The following is a 16266-nucleotide window of genomic DNA, read 5'->3' as shown; positions in this document are numbered from 1 at the left end:
CGGCTGGTAGACACTTCGCAGCGGGCGCCATCCTGTGCCCGAGGTTTGCCATGTGCCGTCACCAGCCGTCAGCACAGAGAGGGGCTCGGTTTACGTGCCACATTTGGAAGAGCAAGAACTGACTTGGACCAGCCTGGACCAGCGCGCCGTGGACACCGTCCGCGTTTTGGCCGCTGACGCCGTCGAGAAGGTCGGCAACGGTCACCCCGGCACGGCCATGAGCCTTGCACCGGCCGCTTACCTGCTGTTCCAGAAGCTGATGCGCCACGACCCGAAGAACCCTGACTGGATCGGCCGTGACCGGTTCATCCTGTCCCCCGGGCACACATCCCTGACCCTGTACATCCAGTTGTTCCTTTCCGGCTACGGCCTGGAGCTGAAGGACCTCGAGGCCCTCCGCACCTGGGGTTCGCTGACCCCCGGCCACCCGGAATACAAGCACACCGCCGGCGTCGAGATCACCACCGGCCCGCTCGGCCAGGGCCTGGCCTCCTCGGTCGGCTTCGCCTACTCCCAGCGCCGCCAGCGCGGCCTGTTCGACGCCGACGCCCCCGCCGGCGAGAGCCCGTTCGACCACACCATCTGGGTCATCGCCTCCGACGGCGACCTCCAGGAAGGCGTCACATCCGAGGCGTCCTCGCTGGCTGGGCACCAGGAACTGGGCAACCTCGTGGTGATCTACGACGAGAACCACATCTCCATCGAAGACGACACCGACATCGCCTTCACCGAAGACGTGCTCAAGCGCTACGAGGCCTACGGCTGGCACACCCAGCGCGTGGACTGGACCAAGACCGGCGAATACGTCGAAGACGTCCAGGAACTCTACGGCGCCCTGCTCGCCGCCAAGGCCGAGACCACCAAGCCGTCCATCATCTCGCTGCGGACCATCATCGGCTACCCTGCCCCCAAGAAGCAGAACACCGGCAAGATCCACGGTTCGGCCCTCGGCGCCGAGGAAGTCGCAGCACTGAAGGAAGTCCTGGGCTTCGACCCCGAGCGTTCCTTCCAGGTTGACGAGGACGTCCTGGCACACGCCCGCGCCGTCGTTGAGCGCGGCGCATCCGCCCGCAGCGAATGGCAGGCATCCTTCGAGGCCTGGCAGACCGCCAACCCCGAGAACGCTGCGCTGCTTGAGCGCATCGAGGCCAAGAAGCTTCCGGTCGAGCTCGACGCCGCCCTGCCGGTGTTCGAAGCAGGCAAGGAAGTCTCCACCCGCGCCGCCTCCGGCAAGGTCCTGAACGCGATCGGCCCGGTCCTTCCGGAACTGTGGGGCGGCTCCGCCGACCTCGCCGAGTCCAACAACACGACCATCGAGGGTTCGCCGTCGTTCATTCCGGCCTCGCGCTCCACGGGCGCCTGGAAGGGAAACCCGTACGGCCGGGTGCTGCACTTCGGTATCCGCGAGCACGCCGCCGCGTCGATCGTGAACGGCATCTCGCTGCACGGCCGCACCCGGGCGTTCTCCGGTACGTTCCTGATCTTCAGTGACTACCAGCGTCCCGCGATCCGCCTCGGTGCCCTCATGGGTGTCCCGTCGCTGTATGTGTGGACCCACGACTCCATCGGCCTGGGCGAAGACGGCCCCACCCACCAGCCGGTGGAACAGCTGTCCACCCTGCGCGCCATCCCGGGCCTGGACGTCGTCCGTCCCGGCGACGCCAACGAGGTTGCCGCAGCATGGAAGACCATGCTGGAGAACCACGAGAACCCGGCAGGCATCGTGCTGACCCGCCAGAACATCCCGACCTACGCACGCGGCGAGGGCGTTGCCGAGGGTGACACCTTCGGCTCCACCGCCGGCGTCGCAAAGGGCGGCTACGTCCTGGCGGAGGCTTCGAAGGACGGCGCTACGGTCCCGGCCGAGGTCATCCTGATCGGCACCGGTTCCGAAGTCCAGCTCGCGGTGAACGCCCGTGAAGCGCTCCAGGCCGAAGGCATCGCCACCCGCGTTGTCTCCATGCCGTGCGTCGAGTGGTTCAACAAGCAGGACTCCGCGTACCGCGAGTCCGTGCTTCCGGCCGCCGTGAAGGCCCGCGTCTCGGTCGAGGCCGGCCTGGCACTGGGCTGGAAGGAATTCGTCGGAGACGCCGGACGCTCCATCAGCCTTGAGCACTTCGGCGCCTCGGCCGACTACAAGCGCCTCTTCAAGGAGTTCGGCATCACGGCGGAAGCAGTCGCCGCCGCCGCCAAGGACTCCCTCGCGGGTCTCGGTAGCTGAAAACGCGTCTGAGACGAATCCGACTGCAACGAACAGATTTCCAAGGAGATTAAAGAAATGACTACGACTCCCACCCAGCAGCTTTCCGACGCCGGCGTGTCCATCTGGCTTGACGACCTTTCCCGGGAACGCCTCTCCAGCGGCAGCCTGCAGAAGCTCATTGAAGAGAAGAACGTCGTTGGTGTCACCACCAACCCGTCCATCTTCCACGCCGCCATCACCGCCGGCAGCGACTACGACGCCGTGATTGCCGAAGAGGCTGCCAAGGGCGCAACCGTCGAAGAGACTGTCTTCGAGATCACCACCACCGACGTCGCCGATGCCTGCGACCTCTTCGCCCCGGTCGCGGCAGCGAGCAAGGGCGTGGACGGCCGCGTCTCCATCGAGGTGGACCCCCGCCTCGCCTGGGACACCGAAGGCACCATCGCCGAGGCCAAGCACCTCTACAAGAAGGTCAACAAGGACAACGTCCACATCAAGATCCCGGCAACCCTGGAAGGCCTCGCCGCCATCACGGCAACCCTGGCCGAGGGCATCAGCGTCAACGTGACCCTGATCTTCTCCCTGGAGCGCTACCGGGCCGTCATCAACGCTTTCCAGTCCGGCCTCGAACTGGCCAAGGAAAACGGCCACGACCTCTCCAAGATCCACTCCGTGGCGTCCTTCTTCGTCTCCCGCGTGGACACCGAGATCGACAAGCGCCTCAACGCCCTCGGCACCGATGAGGCCAAGGCCCTCAAGGGCAAGGCAGGCGTTGCCAACGCCCGCCTCGCCTACCAGGTCTACGAAGAGCTGTTCTCCACCGAGCGCTGGGCGGTTCTGGCCGAAGCCGGCGCGCTCCCCCAGCGTCCGCTGTGGGCTTCCACCGGCGTCAAGGACCCGGCCTACCCGGACACCCTGTACGTGACCGAACTGGTCGCCGCCGGCGTCGTCAACACCATGCCGGAAAAGACCCTCGACGCCACGTTCGACCACGGCGTCGTCACGGGTGACACCGTCTCCGGCACCTACGAGGAAGCAAACAGCGTCCTCAACGCATTGGAGGGCCTCGGCATCTCCTACAACGACGTCGTCGCAATCCTCGAATCCGAGGGCCTGGACAAGTTCGTGGCCAGCTGGAAGGAACTTCTGGCCGACGTCGAAGGCGCCCTCGCCTCTGCACGGAAGGCTTCCTAACCCACATGAGCACTCTCAGCTACGACGCCAGCGGCGCTGCACAGCAGGCCATCGAGCAACACATCCCGGCACTTGTCGAAGACCGGATTGCCACCAGGATTTTCGCTAAGGACCACACTTTGTGGGGTCCGGATGCTGAATCCGAATCCGCCATCCGTCTCGGATGGGTGGAAGCGGCAACCGTTTCCCAGCCCTTGGTTGAAGGGATCCTGGAACTCCGGGACGCCCTCCGGGCCGAAGGCGTCTCCCGCATTGTCCTGTGTGGCATGGGCGGCTCTTCGCTTGCCCCCGAGGTCATTGCCGGCACCGCTGGCGTCGAGCTGACCGTGCTGGACAGCACAGACCCCGAACAGGTCGGTGCTGCCCTCGCGGACCGCCTGGCCGAGACCGCCATCGTGGTCTCTTCCAAGTCAGGCTCCACCGTGGAAACCGACTCGCAGCGACGGGTATTCGAGCAGGCCTTCACCGAGGCCGGCATCGATGCCAAGAGCCGCATCATCATCGTGACCGATCCCGGTTCCCCGCTGGACAAGGCCTCCCGTGAAGCCGGCTACCGTGCCGTCTTCAACGCCGACCCTAACGTCGGCGGCCGCTTTTCGGCGCTGACGGCTTTCGGCTTGGTCCCCAGTGGCCTCGCCGGGGTCGACATCCAGGCGTTCCTGGACGAGGCCGAGGAAGCTGCGGAAATCCTCAACGAAGACTCAGCCGAAAACATCGGGCTCCGGCTCGGTGCCGCGCTGGGCGGAACCACCCCGCTGCGCAACAAGATCGTCATCGTCGAAGACGGTTCCGGAATCGTGGGATTTGCGGACTGGGCCGAACAGCTCATCGCCGAATCCACCGGCAAGCTCGGCACGGGCGTCCTGCCGGTAGTTGCAGGCCCTTCCGCACCCGAGGTCGGCAGCGGCGCCGAAGACGTCCTGGTGATCCGCCTCGTCGGTGCGGAATCCGACGTCGAACTCGGCGATAACGAAGCCGCCATCGCCGGTGGCCTGGCCACCCAGATGTTCGTCTGGGAGTTTGCCACCTCGGTCGCTGGGCGCCTGTTGGGCATCAACCCCTTTGACCAGCCCGACGTCGAGGCAGCCAAGATCGCCGCGCGCGGCCTGTTGGACGCGCGTCCCGAGCCGACGCCGGCGAACTTCGTCGACGGCGCGATCGAGGTCCGCGGGGGTGCGTGGCTCGGCGACGCGGCTACGGCCGCCGATGCTGTCAAGGCACTTCTCGGCGAACTCGGCACGGACGGCTACCTGAGCGTCCAGGCCTATTTCGACCGGATCGCGTTCGCTCAGCTGGAAGGCATCCGCGACGAACTCGCCGGAGTCAGCGGCCGTCCGGTCACTTTCGGCTGGGGTCCGCGCTTCCTGCACTCCACCGGACAGTTCCACAAGGGCGGACCGGCCATCGGTTCCTTCCTGCAGGTGACGGCTTCCGCGAGCGGCGACATCGCCATCCCGGAACGGCCGTTCACCTTCGGTCAGCTGATTGCGGCCCAGGCCGCCGGTGACGCCCAGGTTCTCGAGAACCACGGCCGTCCGGTCCTGCGGCTGCACCTCACGGATCGTGGAGCCGGAGTCGCCCAGCTCCAGGACATCGTCGCCGCGCTGGCCGGCCAGGCCAGCGCGCTCGAAAGCTAAGGCACAAACCCAAACATGCCAGAAACTGAAATCGGTTACAGGTCCACGGGAAAGGCAAGCCACCGCAATCCCCTCCGGGATCCTCGGGACCGGCGCCTGAACCGCATCGCAGGGCCTTCGTCATTGGTGTTCTTCGGAGTCACCGGTGACCTCGCCCGCAAGAAACTCATGCCGGCGGTCTACGACCTCGCCAACCGCGGGCTGCTGCCGCCGAGCTTCGCGCTCGTCGGCTTCGGCCGGCGGGACTGGAGCAACGAGGACTTCGCGAACGAAGTCAAGGAGAACGTCAAGGCGCACTCCCGCACCCCGTTCGACGACGCCGTCTGGAACCAGCTCTCCGAGGGCATCCGCTTCGTGCAGGGGGAGTTCGACGACGACCAGGCGTTCAAACGCCTCAGCGCCACCCTTGACGAACTGGACGAGACCCGCGGTACCCGCGGCAATCACGGTTTCTACCTGTCCATTCCGCCCAAGGCGTTCGAGCAGGTCTGCCAACAGCTCTCCAAGCACGGGCTCGCGCAGGCCGGCGACGGGCAGTGGCGCCGGGTGGTCATCGAGAAGCCCTTCGGCCACGACTTGGCGTCCGCGCGCAAACTCAACGACATCGTGGAGTCGGTCTTCCCGCCGGACGCGGTCTTCCGCATCGACCACTACCTGGGCAAGGAGACGGTCCAGAACATCCTGGCGCTGCGCTTCGCCAACCAGTTGTTCGAGCCGCTCTGGAACGCCAACTACGTTGACCACGTCCAGATCACCATGGCCGAGGACATCGGCACCGGTGGCCGGGCAGGGTATTACGACGGCGTCGGCGCGGCACGCGACGTCATCCAGAACCACCTGCTGCAGCTGCTGGCCCTGACGGCGATGGAGGAGCCCATCTCCTTCAATGCCGATGACCTGCGTGCCGAAAAGGAAAAGGTCCTCGCAGCGGTCAGGCTCCCCGACGATCTCTCGACCCACTCCGCCCGCGGCCAGTTCGCCGGCGGCTGGCAGGGCGGCGAGCTCGTGCAGGGCTACCTGGAGGAAGAAGGCATTCCCGCCGATTCCAAGACGGAAACCTACGCGGCGATCCGCCTGGACATCAACACCCGGCGTTGGGCCGGGGCGCCGTTCTACCTGAGGGCCGGCAAGCGGCTGGGCCGCCGCGTCACGGAAATCGCCGTGGTGTTCAAGCGGGCACCCAACCTGCTCTTCCGCGGCCACGGCGAGGACGACTTCGGCCAGAACGCCGTGGTCATCCGTGTCCAGCCCGACGAGGGCGCGACCATCCGCTTCGGCTCCAAGGTACCGGGAACGCAGATGGAAGTCCGCGACGTCACGATGGACTTCGGCTACGGACACTCGTTCACCGAGTCCAGCCCCGAAGCGTACGAACGCCTCATCCTGGACGTGCTGCTGGGTGAACCGCCGCTCTTCCCCCGGCACCAGGAAGTCGAGGAGTCCTGGAAGATCCTGGACCCCTTCGAGGAATACTGGGCCGGACTCGACGAACAACCCGAACCCTACGCTCCTGGCAGCTGGGGCCCGGCCTCGGCCGATGAGCTGCTTGCCCGCGACGGACGAACCTGGAGAAGGCCATGATCGTAGATCTTCCCGACACCACCACCTCCAAGATCTCCAAAAAGATCACCTCCCTGCGCGAGCAGGGAGGTGTGATCGCCCTCGGACGCGTCCTGACACTCGTGGTCGTCACCAAGTCCGGCCTCGAGGAAGAAGCCATCGAGGCCGCCAACGAGGCCAGCCGGGAGCACCCCTGCCGCATCATCGTCCTCGCGGACGCGGGAAGCGAAGCGCCCAACCGCCTCGACGCCCAGATCCGGGTGGGCGGCGACGCCGGAGCATCAGAGGTCATCGTCCTGCGCGGCTACGGTGAACTCGCCAAGGAAAGCGAATCGCTCGTCGCGGCGCTGCTGCTCCCGGACGCGCCGATCGTGGCCTGGTGGCCGCACGGAGCCCCCGAGAACGCCTGCGAGACCTCCATCGGCAGGATCGCGCACCGCCGCATCACGGACTCCGCAAACGAGCCCGACCCCGCGGCAGCGCTCGCCCGGATCCGGAAAACGTACCGGGCAGGCGACACGGACCTCGCCTGGACACGCCTGACCAACTGGCGCCTCCAGCTCGCGGCAGCCCTGGACCAGGTGGATGAATCCCCCGTCACGGCCATCGCCGTCGAGGGCGCTTCGGACTCCCCCAGCACCCTGCTGCTGGCCGCCTGGCTCACGCTGTTCCTCGACGCGCCGGTCCAGATCGTCGCCGACCCGGCAGGAACCGGCATCCGCCGGGTACGGCTGAGCCGCGCCACCGGGGACGTCCAGCTCATCCGTCCCGGCCTCACCGTTGCGGAACTGACCCAGCCGGGCCAGCCCGCCCAGCGGATTTCACTGCCGCGCCGCAGCCTCCGCGACTGCCTCGCCGAAGAGCTGCGCCGCCTTGATCCGGACGATGTCTTCGGAGAAGTGATTACTATGGGACTGCCCCGAACCAATAGCAAGGAGTGACCGTCCCAGTGAGCGCTGACCCCAGAGTAAGCATCCATCCCGACTCCGCCGTCCTTATGGCCGCGATCGCAGCAAGGCTCATCACCAAGCTGGTGGACGTGCAGGACAAGCACGGCGAAGCCACGGTGGTCCTCACCGGCGGAACCGTGGGTATCGGCACCCTGAAAGCCGTTGCCGACTCGCCCGCGGCGCCCGCCGTTGACTGGTCCCGCGTGAACTTCTGGTGGGGTGACGAGCGCTTCGTCGGCAAGGACAGCACGGACCGCAACACCGTGCAGGCGCATGAGGCACTGCTTTCCAGCCTGCCGGTGGATCCGGCCCGCGTGCACGAACCGGGCTCATCGGACGAGTTCGCCACGGCGGATGACGCCGCAGCGGACTACGCTGCCCGGCTCAAGGCTGCTGCCGAAGCCGAGCACGCCGCGGATACTTCGGACAATCGTCCGGAGGAGGCAGGCGAGTTGCCTCGATTCGACATCCTGTTGCTCGGCGTGGGTCCCGACGCGCACATCGCCTCGCTCTTCCCCGAGCAGGCCGGTATCCGCGTGCAGGACCGCACCGTGGTGGGGGTCGAGAACTCCCCCAAGCCACCGCCGTCGAGGATTTCCCTAACGTTGCCAGCCATCAACTCCGCCCAGGAAATCTGGATGGTTGTGGCAGGCGAGGACAAGGCCGGAGCCGTGGGACTGGCCCTCGCGGGGGCCAACCCGGTCCAGGTTCCCGCTTCCGGCCCTAGTGGCCGGTCGAGGACCCTATGGCTCATCGACGAAAACGCAGCCTCACGTGTCCCCCAGCAGCTCGTCCGCAAGGACCCCGCGGGCGCGTAGCCGCTTGAGCGCTCCGGCCAGGACGATCTCCGCGTCCTGGCTGGAGCGTCTTTCTTTAACGTAATCCAGGTGGCTCTTGAAGACCTCGTCGTCTGCCCGTTCCATCGTGGCCTCGCCCTGTTCGCGGACGGCAATCAGACCGCATTTCGGGCAGTCCCAGCGAAGCGGAATTTGATCTTCCGGAAGCTTAACGAAAACAAGCCGCGTTTCATGTCCCTTGGCGCACCAATAGGGAACACGAATACGCGGCAAGCTTTCGCCGACTACCGAGTCGGGTTGGTTTCTCGGGGCCGATCCAGCTGTGACGCCGGCCCGGGTGCCCCGGAATCCAGAAGTACCATGAACCATCGTCGATCCCCTTAAGAGTTCGGCTGCATGGCGGTGAAGGCCATGCAGCCTAGTCTAGTGGGAGGATCCCGACGACGGCAGTGCTAGGAGTCTCCGCCGGCGGTGAAACGCATGATGAGGCCGAGTCCAATGATCACGACGCCCCAAGTGCAGCCCAAGACGATGGTGAAGCGGTTGAGGTTTCGCTCTGCGACACCTGACGAACTCAACCCCGAGCTCATGCCACCGCCAAACATATCGGACAACCCGCCGCCACGCCCCTTGTGGAGGAGGATGAGCAGCGTCAGCAGAAGGCTGGTAATGCCCAGCAGGATCTGCAGAATGACTTGAAGAACGTCCACGACGGCCTTTCAGAAGAACGGAAAACGGGAGCGGAACCTAAAACGGACTAAGCCGCGCTGAGGTGGCTCTCGAACCTGACAATGTTAGCAAATTCGGCGGGGTCCAGGCTCGCGCCACCCACCAGCAGACCGTCGACGTCGCTTTCGGCCATGATCGCTGCCGCATTGTTGGCCTTGACCGAACCGCCGTAGAGGAGGCGGGTCTTGGCAGCCACTGCATCGTCGAACAAGGATGCGAGCTCTGAACGGATCGCGGCGCACATCTCCTGCGCGTCTTCGGGACCTGCGACTTCGCCGGTCCCGATGGCCCAGACGGGCTCGTACGCGACAACCAGTTCGCCCGCTTGGTCTGCGGAGAGGCCCTCGACGCCGGCGCGCAGCTGGGCCAGCGTGTGCTCCACGTGGGTGCCGGCCTGGCGGATCTCAAGACCCTCGCCGACACACAGGACCGGGGTGACCTCGTGACGGAAGGCGGCTTTGACCTTCGCGTTCAGCACCTGGTCGTCCTCGTTGTGGATGGTGCGGCGTTCGCTGTGGCCCACCAGGACATAGGCGCAACCAAGCTTGTTGAGGAACTGGCCGGAGATATCGCCGGTGTACGCTCCGGAGTCGAACTGCGAGAGGTCCTGTCCGCCGTAGACTACGTCCAACTCGTCGCCCTGGACGAGGGTCTGCACACCGCGGAGGTCGGTAAACGGCGGGAAGACCGAAACCTCCACCCGGCTGTAGTCGTGCTTGGCGTCGGAGAGGGTCCATGCCAGCTTCTGCAGCAGGGTGATGCCCTGAACATGGTCCATGTTCATCTTCCAGTTGCCGGCAATGAAGGGCTTGCGGATGAAGTTTCCGTTGGCAGAAGTTGTCACGTGTGCTCCAAAGATGCGTTGAGATAGGGAAAGCCGGCGGGGCGCTTGCCTTCAAGGAAGGGCGCCCCGCCGGCCGTGTAGCCTTAGCGGTCCAGAACGCTCAGGCCGGGAAGATCCTTGCCTTCAAGGTATTCCAGGCTGGCGCCGCCGCCGGTGGAAATGTGTCCGAACTGGGAGTCCTCAAAGCCGAGGGTCCGGACGGCCGCGGCGGAGTCGCCGCCGCCAACCACGGTGAATGCCGGTGTCTCGGTCAAAGCCTGGGCGATGGCACGGGTGCCGCCCGAGAAGGCTTCGAATTCGAAGACGCCCATGGGGCCGTTCCAGAACACGGTCTGGGCGGCCTTGATCTGCTCGGCGAAAGCCGCGGCGGATACCGGTCCGATGTCCAGGCCAATCCCGGAGGCGCCGAACGAGCTGTCCTCGATCGCGTCCGCGGCGACCACCTCGTGTTCAGCGTCCGCGGCGAAGCGGCTGGCCACAACCACGTCGGTGGGGATGACGAAGGCGGTACCGGCGTCGGAAGCGCGCTTGAGGTAGTCCTGGACCACGGGGATCTGGTCGGCTTCAAGCAGGCTGCCCGCCACCTTGTGACCGGCCGCCGCGAGGAACGTAAAGAGCATTCCGCCACCGACGAGGATCGTGTCAGCCTTGCCCAGGAGGTTGTCGATCACCGCGAGCTTGTCCGAGACCTTGGAGCCGCCGAGAACCACGACGTACGGGCGCTGGGTGTCCGTGGTGAGCTTGCGCAGAACCTCCACCTCGGTGTGCACGAGGTCCCCTTGGTAGGAAGGGAGCCGGGTGGCGACGTCGTAGACGCTGGCGTGCTTGCGGTGGACAGCGCCGAAGGCGTCATCCACGAAGGCACCGTTGTCGCCGGTCAGCGCCACGAGTTCATCGGCGAAGGCGCCGCGCTCGGCGTCGTCCTTGCTGGTTTCGCGGGCGTCGAAGCGGACGTTCTCCAGGACCAGGACGTCTCCGTCGCCCAAGGACCCGGCCAGCTCCTTGGCCGACTCACCAACGGTGTCTTCCGCGAGCTGGACTTTGAATGGCGCGAGCTCCGCAAGGCGCGCTACTGCGGGCTTGAGCGAATACTTGGCCTCGGGAGAGCCCTTGGGGCGTCCCAGGTGGGCCGTGACGAGCACGCGGGCACCGGCGTCCGAGAGCTTTTCGATGACCGGGAGGGAGGCCTTGATGCGGCCGTCGTCGGTCACTGTAGAGCCGTCGAGCGGCACATTCAGGTCACTTCTGACAAGAATGTACCGCCCGCGGACACCTTCAGCGATCAGTTCGTTGAGGGTGTGAGATGTCATGTGTCTACCCTAGCCCAGCTTGGATGCGACGAGCTCCGTGAGGTCAACGAGGCGGTTGGAGTAGCCCCATTCGTTGTCATACCAGGAAACAACCTTGACCTGGTTGCCGATGACCTTGGTGAGGCCGGAGTCGAAGATCGAAGAAGAGGGGTCGCCGACGATGTCCGAAGAGACGATCGGGTCTGCCGTGTAGCTCAGGATGCCCTTGAACTGCTCGGTCTCCGAAGCTGCCTTGAGTGCAGCGTTGACTTCCTCAACGGTCACTTCGCGGGAAACCGTGACGGTCAGGTCCGTGGCGGAACCCGTGGGGACCGGAACGCGGATGGCGTAGCCGTCCAGCTTGCCCTTGAGCTCCGGAAGGACGAGGCCGATGGCCTTGGCGGCACCCGTGGAGGTGGGGACCATGTTGATCGCTGCGGCGCGGGCACGGCGAAGGTCGCTGTGGGGGCCGTCCTGCAGGTTCTGGTCTGCCGTGTAGGCGTGGACCGTGGTCATGAGGCCGCGCTCGATGCCGAAGGCGTCGTTGACGACCTTGGCCAGCGGACCGAGGCAGTTGGTGGTGCAGGAAGCGTTGGAAATGATGTGGTGTGCTGCGGGGTCGTAGAGCTCGTGGTTGACGCCCATGACGATGGTGATGTCTTCGTCCGAAGCCGGAGCGGAGATCAGGACCTTCTTGGCACCTGCATCGATGTGCTTCTGTGCCGCGGCGGCCTTGGTGAAGAAGCCGGTGGACTCGATGACGATGTCGACGCCCAGTTCGGCCCAGGGGAGGTTCGCAGGATCGCGCTCTGCAAGGACCTTGATGATGTTGCCGTCGACGATGAGGTTGCCCTCTTTGACTTCGACGGACTCGGTCAGGCGGCCGCCGACGGAGTCGTACTTCAAAAGGTGGGCAAGTGCCTCGGGACTCGTGAGGTCGTTGACCGCAACAATTTCGAGGTCTGCACCCTGGGCGAGTGCTGCGCGGAAGTAGTTGCGGCCGATGCGGCCAAAGCCGTTGATACCAATACGGGTGGTCACTATTTCAGTCTCCTTGGTGCTCTTGCAAGCACACCTAGTGAGTCGGATCTTGATTCCAACTAACAATTCCCGCACATCATTGGGCAGAAGTGATTATCAGATCGGAGGGCGACCAGCCACGTTGCTGAAGGCTAACCGCCTTCCGTGACCCATCTTACGTTTAACTACGTCTGCCCCCGCAACTGCGGGGGCAGACAATCCGGTATTTGGGCGAAATTCACCTGAATGTGAAGTTTGTTACATCCCTGTGTATTCCGCGTCACTCACCGATTCGGGGCGGAGTTCCCTAGAGAACGATCAGTCCAGTGGCGTTCGCGCGGGCCGCCTCGAAGCGCTTTGCGACGTCGGCCCAGTTGACGATGTTCCAGAAAGCCTTGACATAGTCAGCCTTGACGTTCACGTAATCCAGGTAGAAAGCGTGCTCCCACATGTCCAGCATGAGCAGGGGCGTGGTGCCCACTGCGACGTTGCCCTGCTGGTCGTAGAGCTGCTCGATGAGGAGGTTGCCGCCGATGGGCTCGTAGGCGAGGAAGCCCCAGCCGGATCCCTGCAGGCCGAGCGCGGCTGCGGAGAACTGTGCGCGGAATGCATCGAAGGAGCCGAAGGCGTCGTCGATGGCTGCCGCCAGCTCGCCCTCGGGCTTGTCGCCGCCGTCCGGGGAGATGTTGTTCCAGAAGACGGAGTGGTTGATGTGGCCGCCGGTGTGGAACGCGAGGTCCTTGGAGAGGCGGTTGATGTTGGCGAAGTCGCCCTTGTCGCGGGCCTCGGCCAGCTGGGCCAAAGCGTTGTTGGCGCCTGCTACATAGGCAGCGTGGTGCTTGCTGTGGTGCAGCTCCATGATCTTCGCCGAAATGTGCGGCTCAAGTGCTGCGTAGTCGTAGCCGAGCTCGGGCAGTACGTACTCTGTCACGAAATCCTCCAATGTAGTGGACCGGGGTCCGGTTGGTAACTCTCGTTTTGTTCATCCGACCGGCGAACCGGCCGGAAATCTACACCCTGACGATTCTAGGGCGAGGGCTTTATTCGTCCATCATTTCGGGGGTCACATTTGCCTCGGTGCCCGGGATGCCCAGATCCCCGGCCCGCTTGTCCGCCATGGCCAACAGCCTGCGGATCCTCCCGGCGATGGCGTCCTTGGTCATGGGCGGATCGGCAAGCCGGCCCAGTTCATCGAGGCTGGCCTGCTTGTGCGCCACGCGGAGTTCACCGGCGTACTTAAGGTGGTCCGGAACGTCGTCGCCCAGGATTTCCAAGGCCCTGTCCACCCGGGCGCCGGCCGCGACGGCGGCCTGGGCCGAGCGGCGCAGGTTGGCGTCGTCGAAGTTCGCGAGGCGGTTGGCCGTGGCACGGACTTCCTTCCGCATGCGGCGTTCTTCCCACACCATGAGGGCGTCATGGGCACCCATCCGGGTGAGCAGCGCGGCGATGGTGTCGCCGTCACGGATAACCACGCGATCCACGCCACGCACTTCCCGGGCCTTGGCCTGGATGCCGAGGCGCCGGGCAGCCCCAACCAAGGCAAGCGCAGATTCCGGCCCGGGACACGTGACCTCAAGCGAAGAGGACCGGCCGGGTTCGGTGAGGGAACCGTGAGCCAAGAAGGCGCCGCGCCACACGGCCTCCGCGTCGGACGCCGAACCGTTGACGACGGCGGACGGCAGGCCACGTACGGGCCGTCCGCGGCCATCCAGGAGGCCGGTCTGGCGGGCCAGGGCTTCGCCGTCGCGCACTACGCGGACAACATAGCGGCTACCGCGCCGGAGGCCACCACCGGAGACGACGATGATCTCGCTCTGGTGCCCGTAGACTTCGGCGATCGCGGCGCGCAGCCTTCGTGCAGTGGAGGCGAGATCCACCTCTGCCTCGATGACGATTCGGCCCGAAATGATGTGCAGTCCGCCGGCGAAGCGCAGCATGGCCGAAACTTCGGCCTTGCGGACGGACGACTTCTTGATGTCCAGCCGGGAAAGTTCTTCCTTGACCGATGCGGTCAGTGCCATCGCATGTTCCTAACTATTCCCGAAGATATCGTGATACGCCGATGCCAGACGCAGCGGGTCATGGACTGGACGGCGGCTCGACGCCCCCACTTTACCCAAGACCACCTCCGCACCGATCATCCCGGCAGCCCGTTCGAATTCCTTGAGGTCCGATATCGAGGAGGGATCGGCCAGGACGACGTCCACGCTGAACTCCGGCGCGTAGTGTCGCAAGGCATCCAGATGGTCCGCGGCGGACATCCCGGAGGTTTCCTTGGTGTCCATGGCGAGGTTCATGGTGAGGCAGCGTTTGGCAGGAGTGTCGCACAAGGCCTGGCGCATTTCGGGCAGCAGCAAATGCGGCAACACGGACGTGTACCAGGAGCCGGGACCCAGAATGATCCAGTCCGCGAGCTCGATGGCCGTCAGCGCTTCGATGCAGGCGTGCGCGTCCTCCGGAAAGAGCCTGACGTTTTCGAGGGATCCGGCAACGGCGCACTTGGCCTGGCCCTTGACGGCCTGGAACTCGTACCCGCCCCCGGGCAAGGGCACCCTGACGTCACCCTCGATGTTCAGTGGCTGGGTGGACATCGGAAGAACCTGGCCGCGGGCACCCAGGAGCGCGCCCGCCCATTTCAGTCCCGCGACGGCGTCGCCCAGAAGCTCCCAGAGGGTGACAATGAGCAGGTTCCCCATGGCATGGTCGTCCAAGGAACCTTGGCGACCGCTCGGGGTCTTGAAGCGATGCTGCATGACGTCCCGCCAGGTGCGCCCCCAATCCGTGTCGTCACAAAGGGCGCTCAGCGCCATTCGAAGATCGCCGGGCGGAAGGACGCCGTACTCTTCGCGCAGCCGCCCGGAGGATCCGCCGTCGTCCGCAACCGTGACAATCGCGGTGAGCTCCGAGGTAAGCAGCCGCAACGCCGACAATGATGCGGAAAGCCCGTGTCCGCCGCCGAGTGCCACTACTGTGGGGCCCTTGGCAGGTTGGCTGCCTGGGGTGCCCTTCGGTGGAACCAGCGGCAAGGGTCCGGTAAGGACCCCCATTACTCGCGACCCAGATCGCGGTGGCTTGTGGTGACAGTGACGCGAGGATATTGCGCGAGCCGTTTGGAGAGTTCGACGGCGACCGCGACTGAACGGTGCTTGCCGCCTGTGCAACCGACAGCAATGGTGGCGTAGTGCTTGTTTTCCGTCCGATAGCCATCGAGGACAGGCTCCAAGGCAAGGACGTAGCGGTCAACGAAGTCCTTCACGCCCGCGGCGCCCAGCACGTAGTCGCTGACGTCGGCGTCGAGCCCCGTGTGCGGTCGCAATTGCGGAACCCAGTGCGGGTTGGGGATGAAGCGCGCATCCGCCACGAAGTTGGCGTCCACGGGCAGGCCGTATTTGAAGCCGAAGCTCATGACGTTCAAGCGCAGTGCCACAGGGCCTGTGTCGGTGAAAAGTTCGGTGATGGCTGTCGCCAGTCCGTGGACGTTGTATGTGCTCGTGTCCAGGACGACGTCGGCCGATTCGCGGAGTTCCTTCAGGACGTCGCGTTCCGCCGCGATGCCGTCCAGGATCCGTCCACCGCCTTGGAGCGGGTGCGGGCGGCGGCCCTGCTCAAAGCGCCGTACCAGGACGTTGTCGCTGGCATCGAGGAAGAGGACGCGGAAGGTGATTCCGCTGGCGCTGAGGGCGCCGAGCGCCGTCCTGATATCGGTGAAGAGGCCTTTGCTGCGCACGTCCACGACGACGGCAAGCTTCGGGATGGACTGGGGCGCGTGCGAGACGATTTCCGCCAGCGTGCCCAGCATCTGCGGCGGGAGGTTTTCGACGACGTACCAGCCGTGGTCCTCCAGGGCGTCCGACGCTGTGCTGCGGCCTGCTCCGGACATGCCGGTCACCACCAGCAGTTCCGCTTCGACAGGCTTGACGGGTACGAGACCGTCCTGCTCCGCGCCGGATCCTGCTGTTGGCTCTGACATCAAGTTTCCCCGTTCTGAGATGGTCCAAAGTTTCTGGGATGGTCCAAAGGCGGACCTCTTCAGGAGGGGTCCG

Annotated in this window: 15 protein-coding genes; 6 read left to right on the top strand and 9 right to left on the bottom strand. The window is 65.2% G+C overall.

What is annotated here, in order from left to right:
- The first annotated feature begins 103 nt into the window (after nt 1-103).
- From tkt to pgl, 6 genes are read left to right on the top strand one after another with little or no spacing between them, the layout of a single operon-like run.
- Nucleotides 104-2221, top strand: coding sequence for a transketolase (tkt, locus tag QRN52_RS11135; RefSeq protein WP_284752820.1), 2118 nt, complete (start codon nt 104-106; stop codon nt 2219-2221).
- Nucleotides 2222-2278: 57 nt separating this feature from the next.
- Nucleotides 2279-3397 (top strand): transaldolase, encoded by a 1119-nt coding sequence (gene tal, locus QRN52_RS11130; protein ID WP_284752782.1) that lies wholly within the window; start codon nt 2279-2281, stop codon nt 3395-3397.
- A gap of 5 nt (nt 3398-3402) precedes the next feature.
- Complete coding sequence (locus tag QRN52_RS11125; protein WP_284752781.1) at nt 3403-5034, top strand: glucose-6-phosphate isomerase; 1632 nt, start codon at nt 3403-3405, stop codon at nt 5032-5034.
- Nucleotides 5035-5049: 15 nt separating this feature from the next.
- On the top strand, nt 5050-6615 hold the full coding sequence (gene zwf / locus QRN52_RS11120; protein ID WP_284752780.1) for a glucose-6-phosphate dehydrogenase: 1566 nt from the start codon (nt 5050-5052) through the stop codon (nt 6613-6615).
- Entirely contained in the window at nt 6612-7535 is a 924-nt protein-coding gene (locus QRN52_RS11115; RefSeq protein ID WP_284752779.1) for a glucose-6-phosphate dehydrogenase assembly protein OpcA, read from the top strand. The genes zwf and QRN52_RS11115 overlap by 4 nt, the downstream gene beginning before the upstream one ends.
- Nucleotides 7536-7543: 8 nt before the next feature.
- A complete protein-coding gene (gene pgl, locus QRN52_RS11110; protein ID WP_284752778.1) occupies nt 7544-8362 on the top strand; it encodes a 6-phosphogluconolactonase in 819 nt (272 codons plus the stop codon).
- Here pgl and QRN52_RS11105 read toward each other — a convergent pair.
- The 9 genes from QRN52_RS11105 to rapZ all read right to left on the bottom strand — a co-directional run bounded on the left by QRN52_RS11105 (nt 8315) and on the right by rapZ (nt 16193).
- Nucleotides 8315-8710, bottom strand: a complete 396-nt coding sequence (locus QRN52_RS11105) for an RNA polymerase-binding protein RbpA (protein WP_284752777.1) — start codon at nt 8708-8710, stop codon at nt 8315-8317. The two genes, pgl and QRN52_RS11105, sit on opposite strands and share 48 nt — an antisense overlap.
- Nucleotides 8711-8793: 83 nt before the next feature.
- Entirely contained in the window at nt 8794-9051 is a 258-nt protein-coding gene (secG, locus tag QRN52_RS11100) for a preprotein translocase subunit SecG (RefSeq protein WP_059389278.1), read from the bottom strand.
- Between the two features lie 47 nt (nt 9052-9098).
- A complete protein-coding gene (gene tpiA, locus QRN52_RS11095; protein ID WP_284752776.1) occupies nt 9099-9914 on the bottom strand; it encodes a triose-phosphate isomerase in 816 nt (271 codons plus the stop codon).
- Between the two features lie 83 nt (nt 9915-9997).
- A complete protein-coding gene (locus tag QRN52_RS11090) occupies nt 9998-11224 on the bottom strand; it encodes a phosphoglycerate kinase (RefSeq protein ID WP_284752775.1) in 1227 nt (408 codons plus the stop codon).
- A gap of 9 nt (nt 11225-11233) precedes the next feature.
- Nucleotides 11234-12244, bottom strand: coding sequence for a type I glyceraldehyde-3-phosphate dehydrogenase (gene gap, locus QRN52_RS11085; protein WP_284752774.1), 1011 nt, complete (start codon nt 12242-12244; stop codon nt 11234-11236).
- Between the two features lie 286 nt (nt 12245-12530).
- Nucleotides 12531-13154, bottom strand: a complete 624-nt coding sequence (locus QRN52_RS11080; protein WP_059389282.1) for a superoxide dismutase — start codon at nt 13152-13154, stop codon at nt 12531-12533.
- A 109-nt stretch (nt 13155-13263) separates the two neighbouring features.
- Nucleotides 13264-14244, bottom strand: a complete 981-nt coding sequence (gene whiA, locus QRN52_RS11075) for a DNA-binding protein WhiA (RefSeq protein WP_133202987.1) — start codon at nt 14242-14244, stop codon at nt 13264-13266.
- Nucleotides 14245-14253: 9 nt separating this feature from the next.
- Complete coding sequence (locus QRN52_RS11070; RefSeq protein ID WP_284752773.1) at nt 14254-15270, bottom strand: gluconeogenesis factor YvcK family protein; 1017 nt, start codon at nt 15268-15270, stop codon at nt 14254-14256.
- Entirely contained in the window at nt 15270-16193 is a 924-nt protein-coding gene (gene rapZ / locus QRN52_RS11065; RefSeq protein ID WP_284752772.1) for an RNase adapter RapZ, read from the bottom strand. Before rapZ ends, QRN52_RS11070 begins: the two co-directional genes overlap by 1 nt.
- Nucleotides 16194-16266: the final 73 nt, after the last annotated feature.

The organism is Arthrobacter sp. efr-133-R2A-120 (assembly GCF_030209835.1).
Classification (GTDB): domain Bacteria; phylum Actinomycetota; class Actinomycetes; order Actinomycetales; family Micrococcaceae; genus Arthrobacter.
This window is presented reverse-complemented; position numbering and strand designations above follow the sequence as displayed.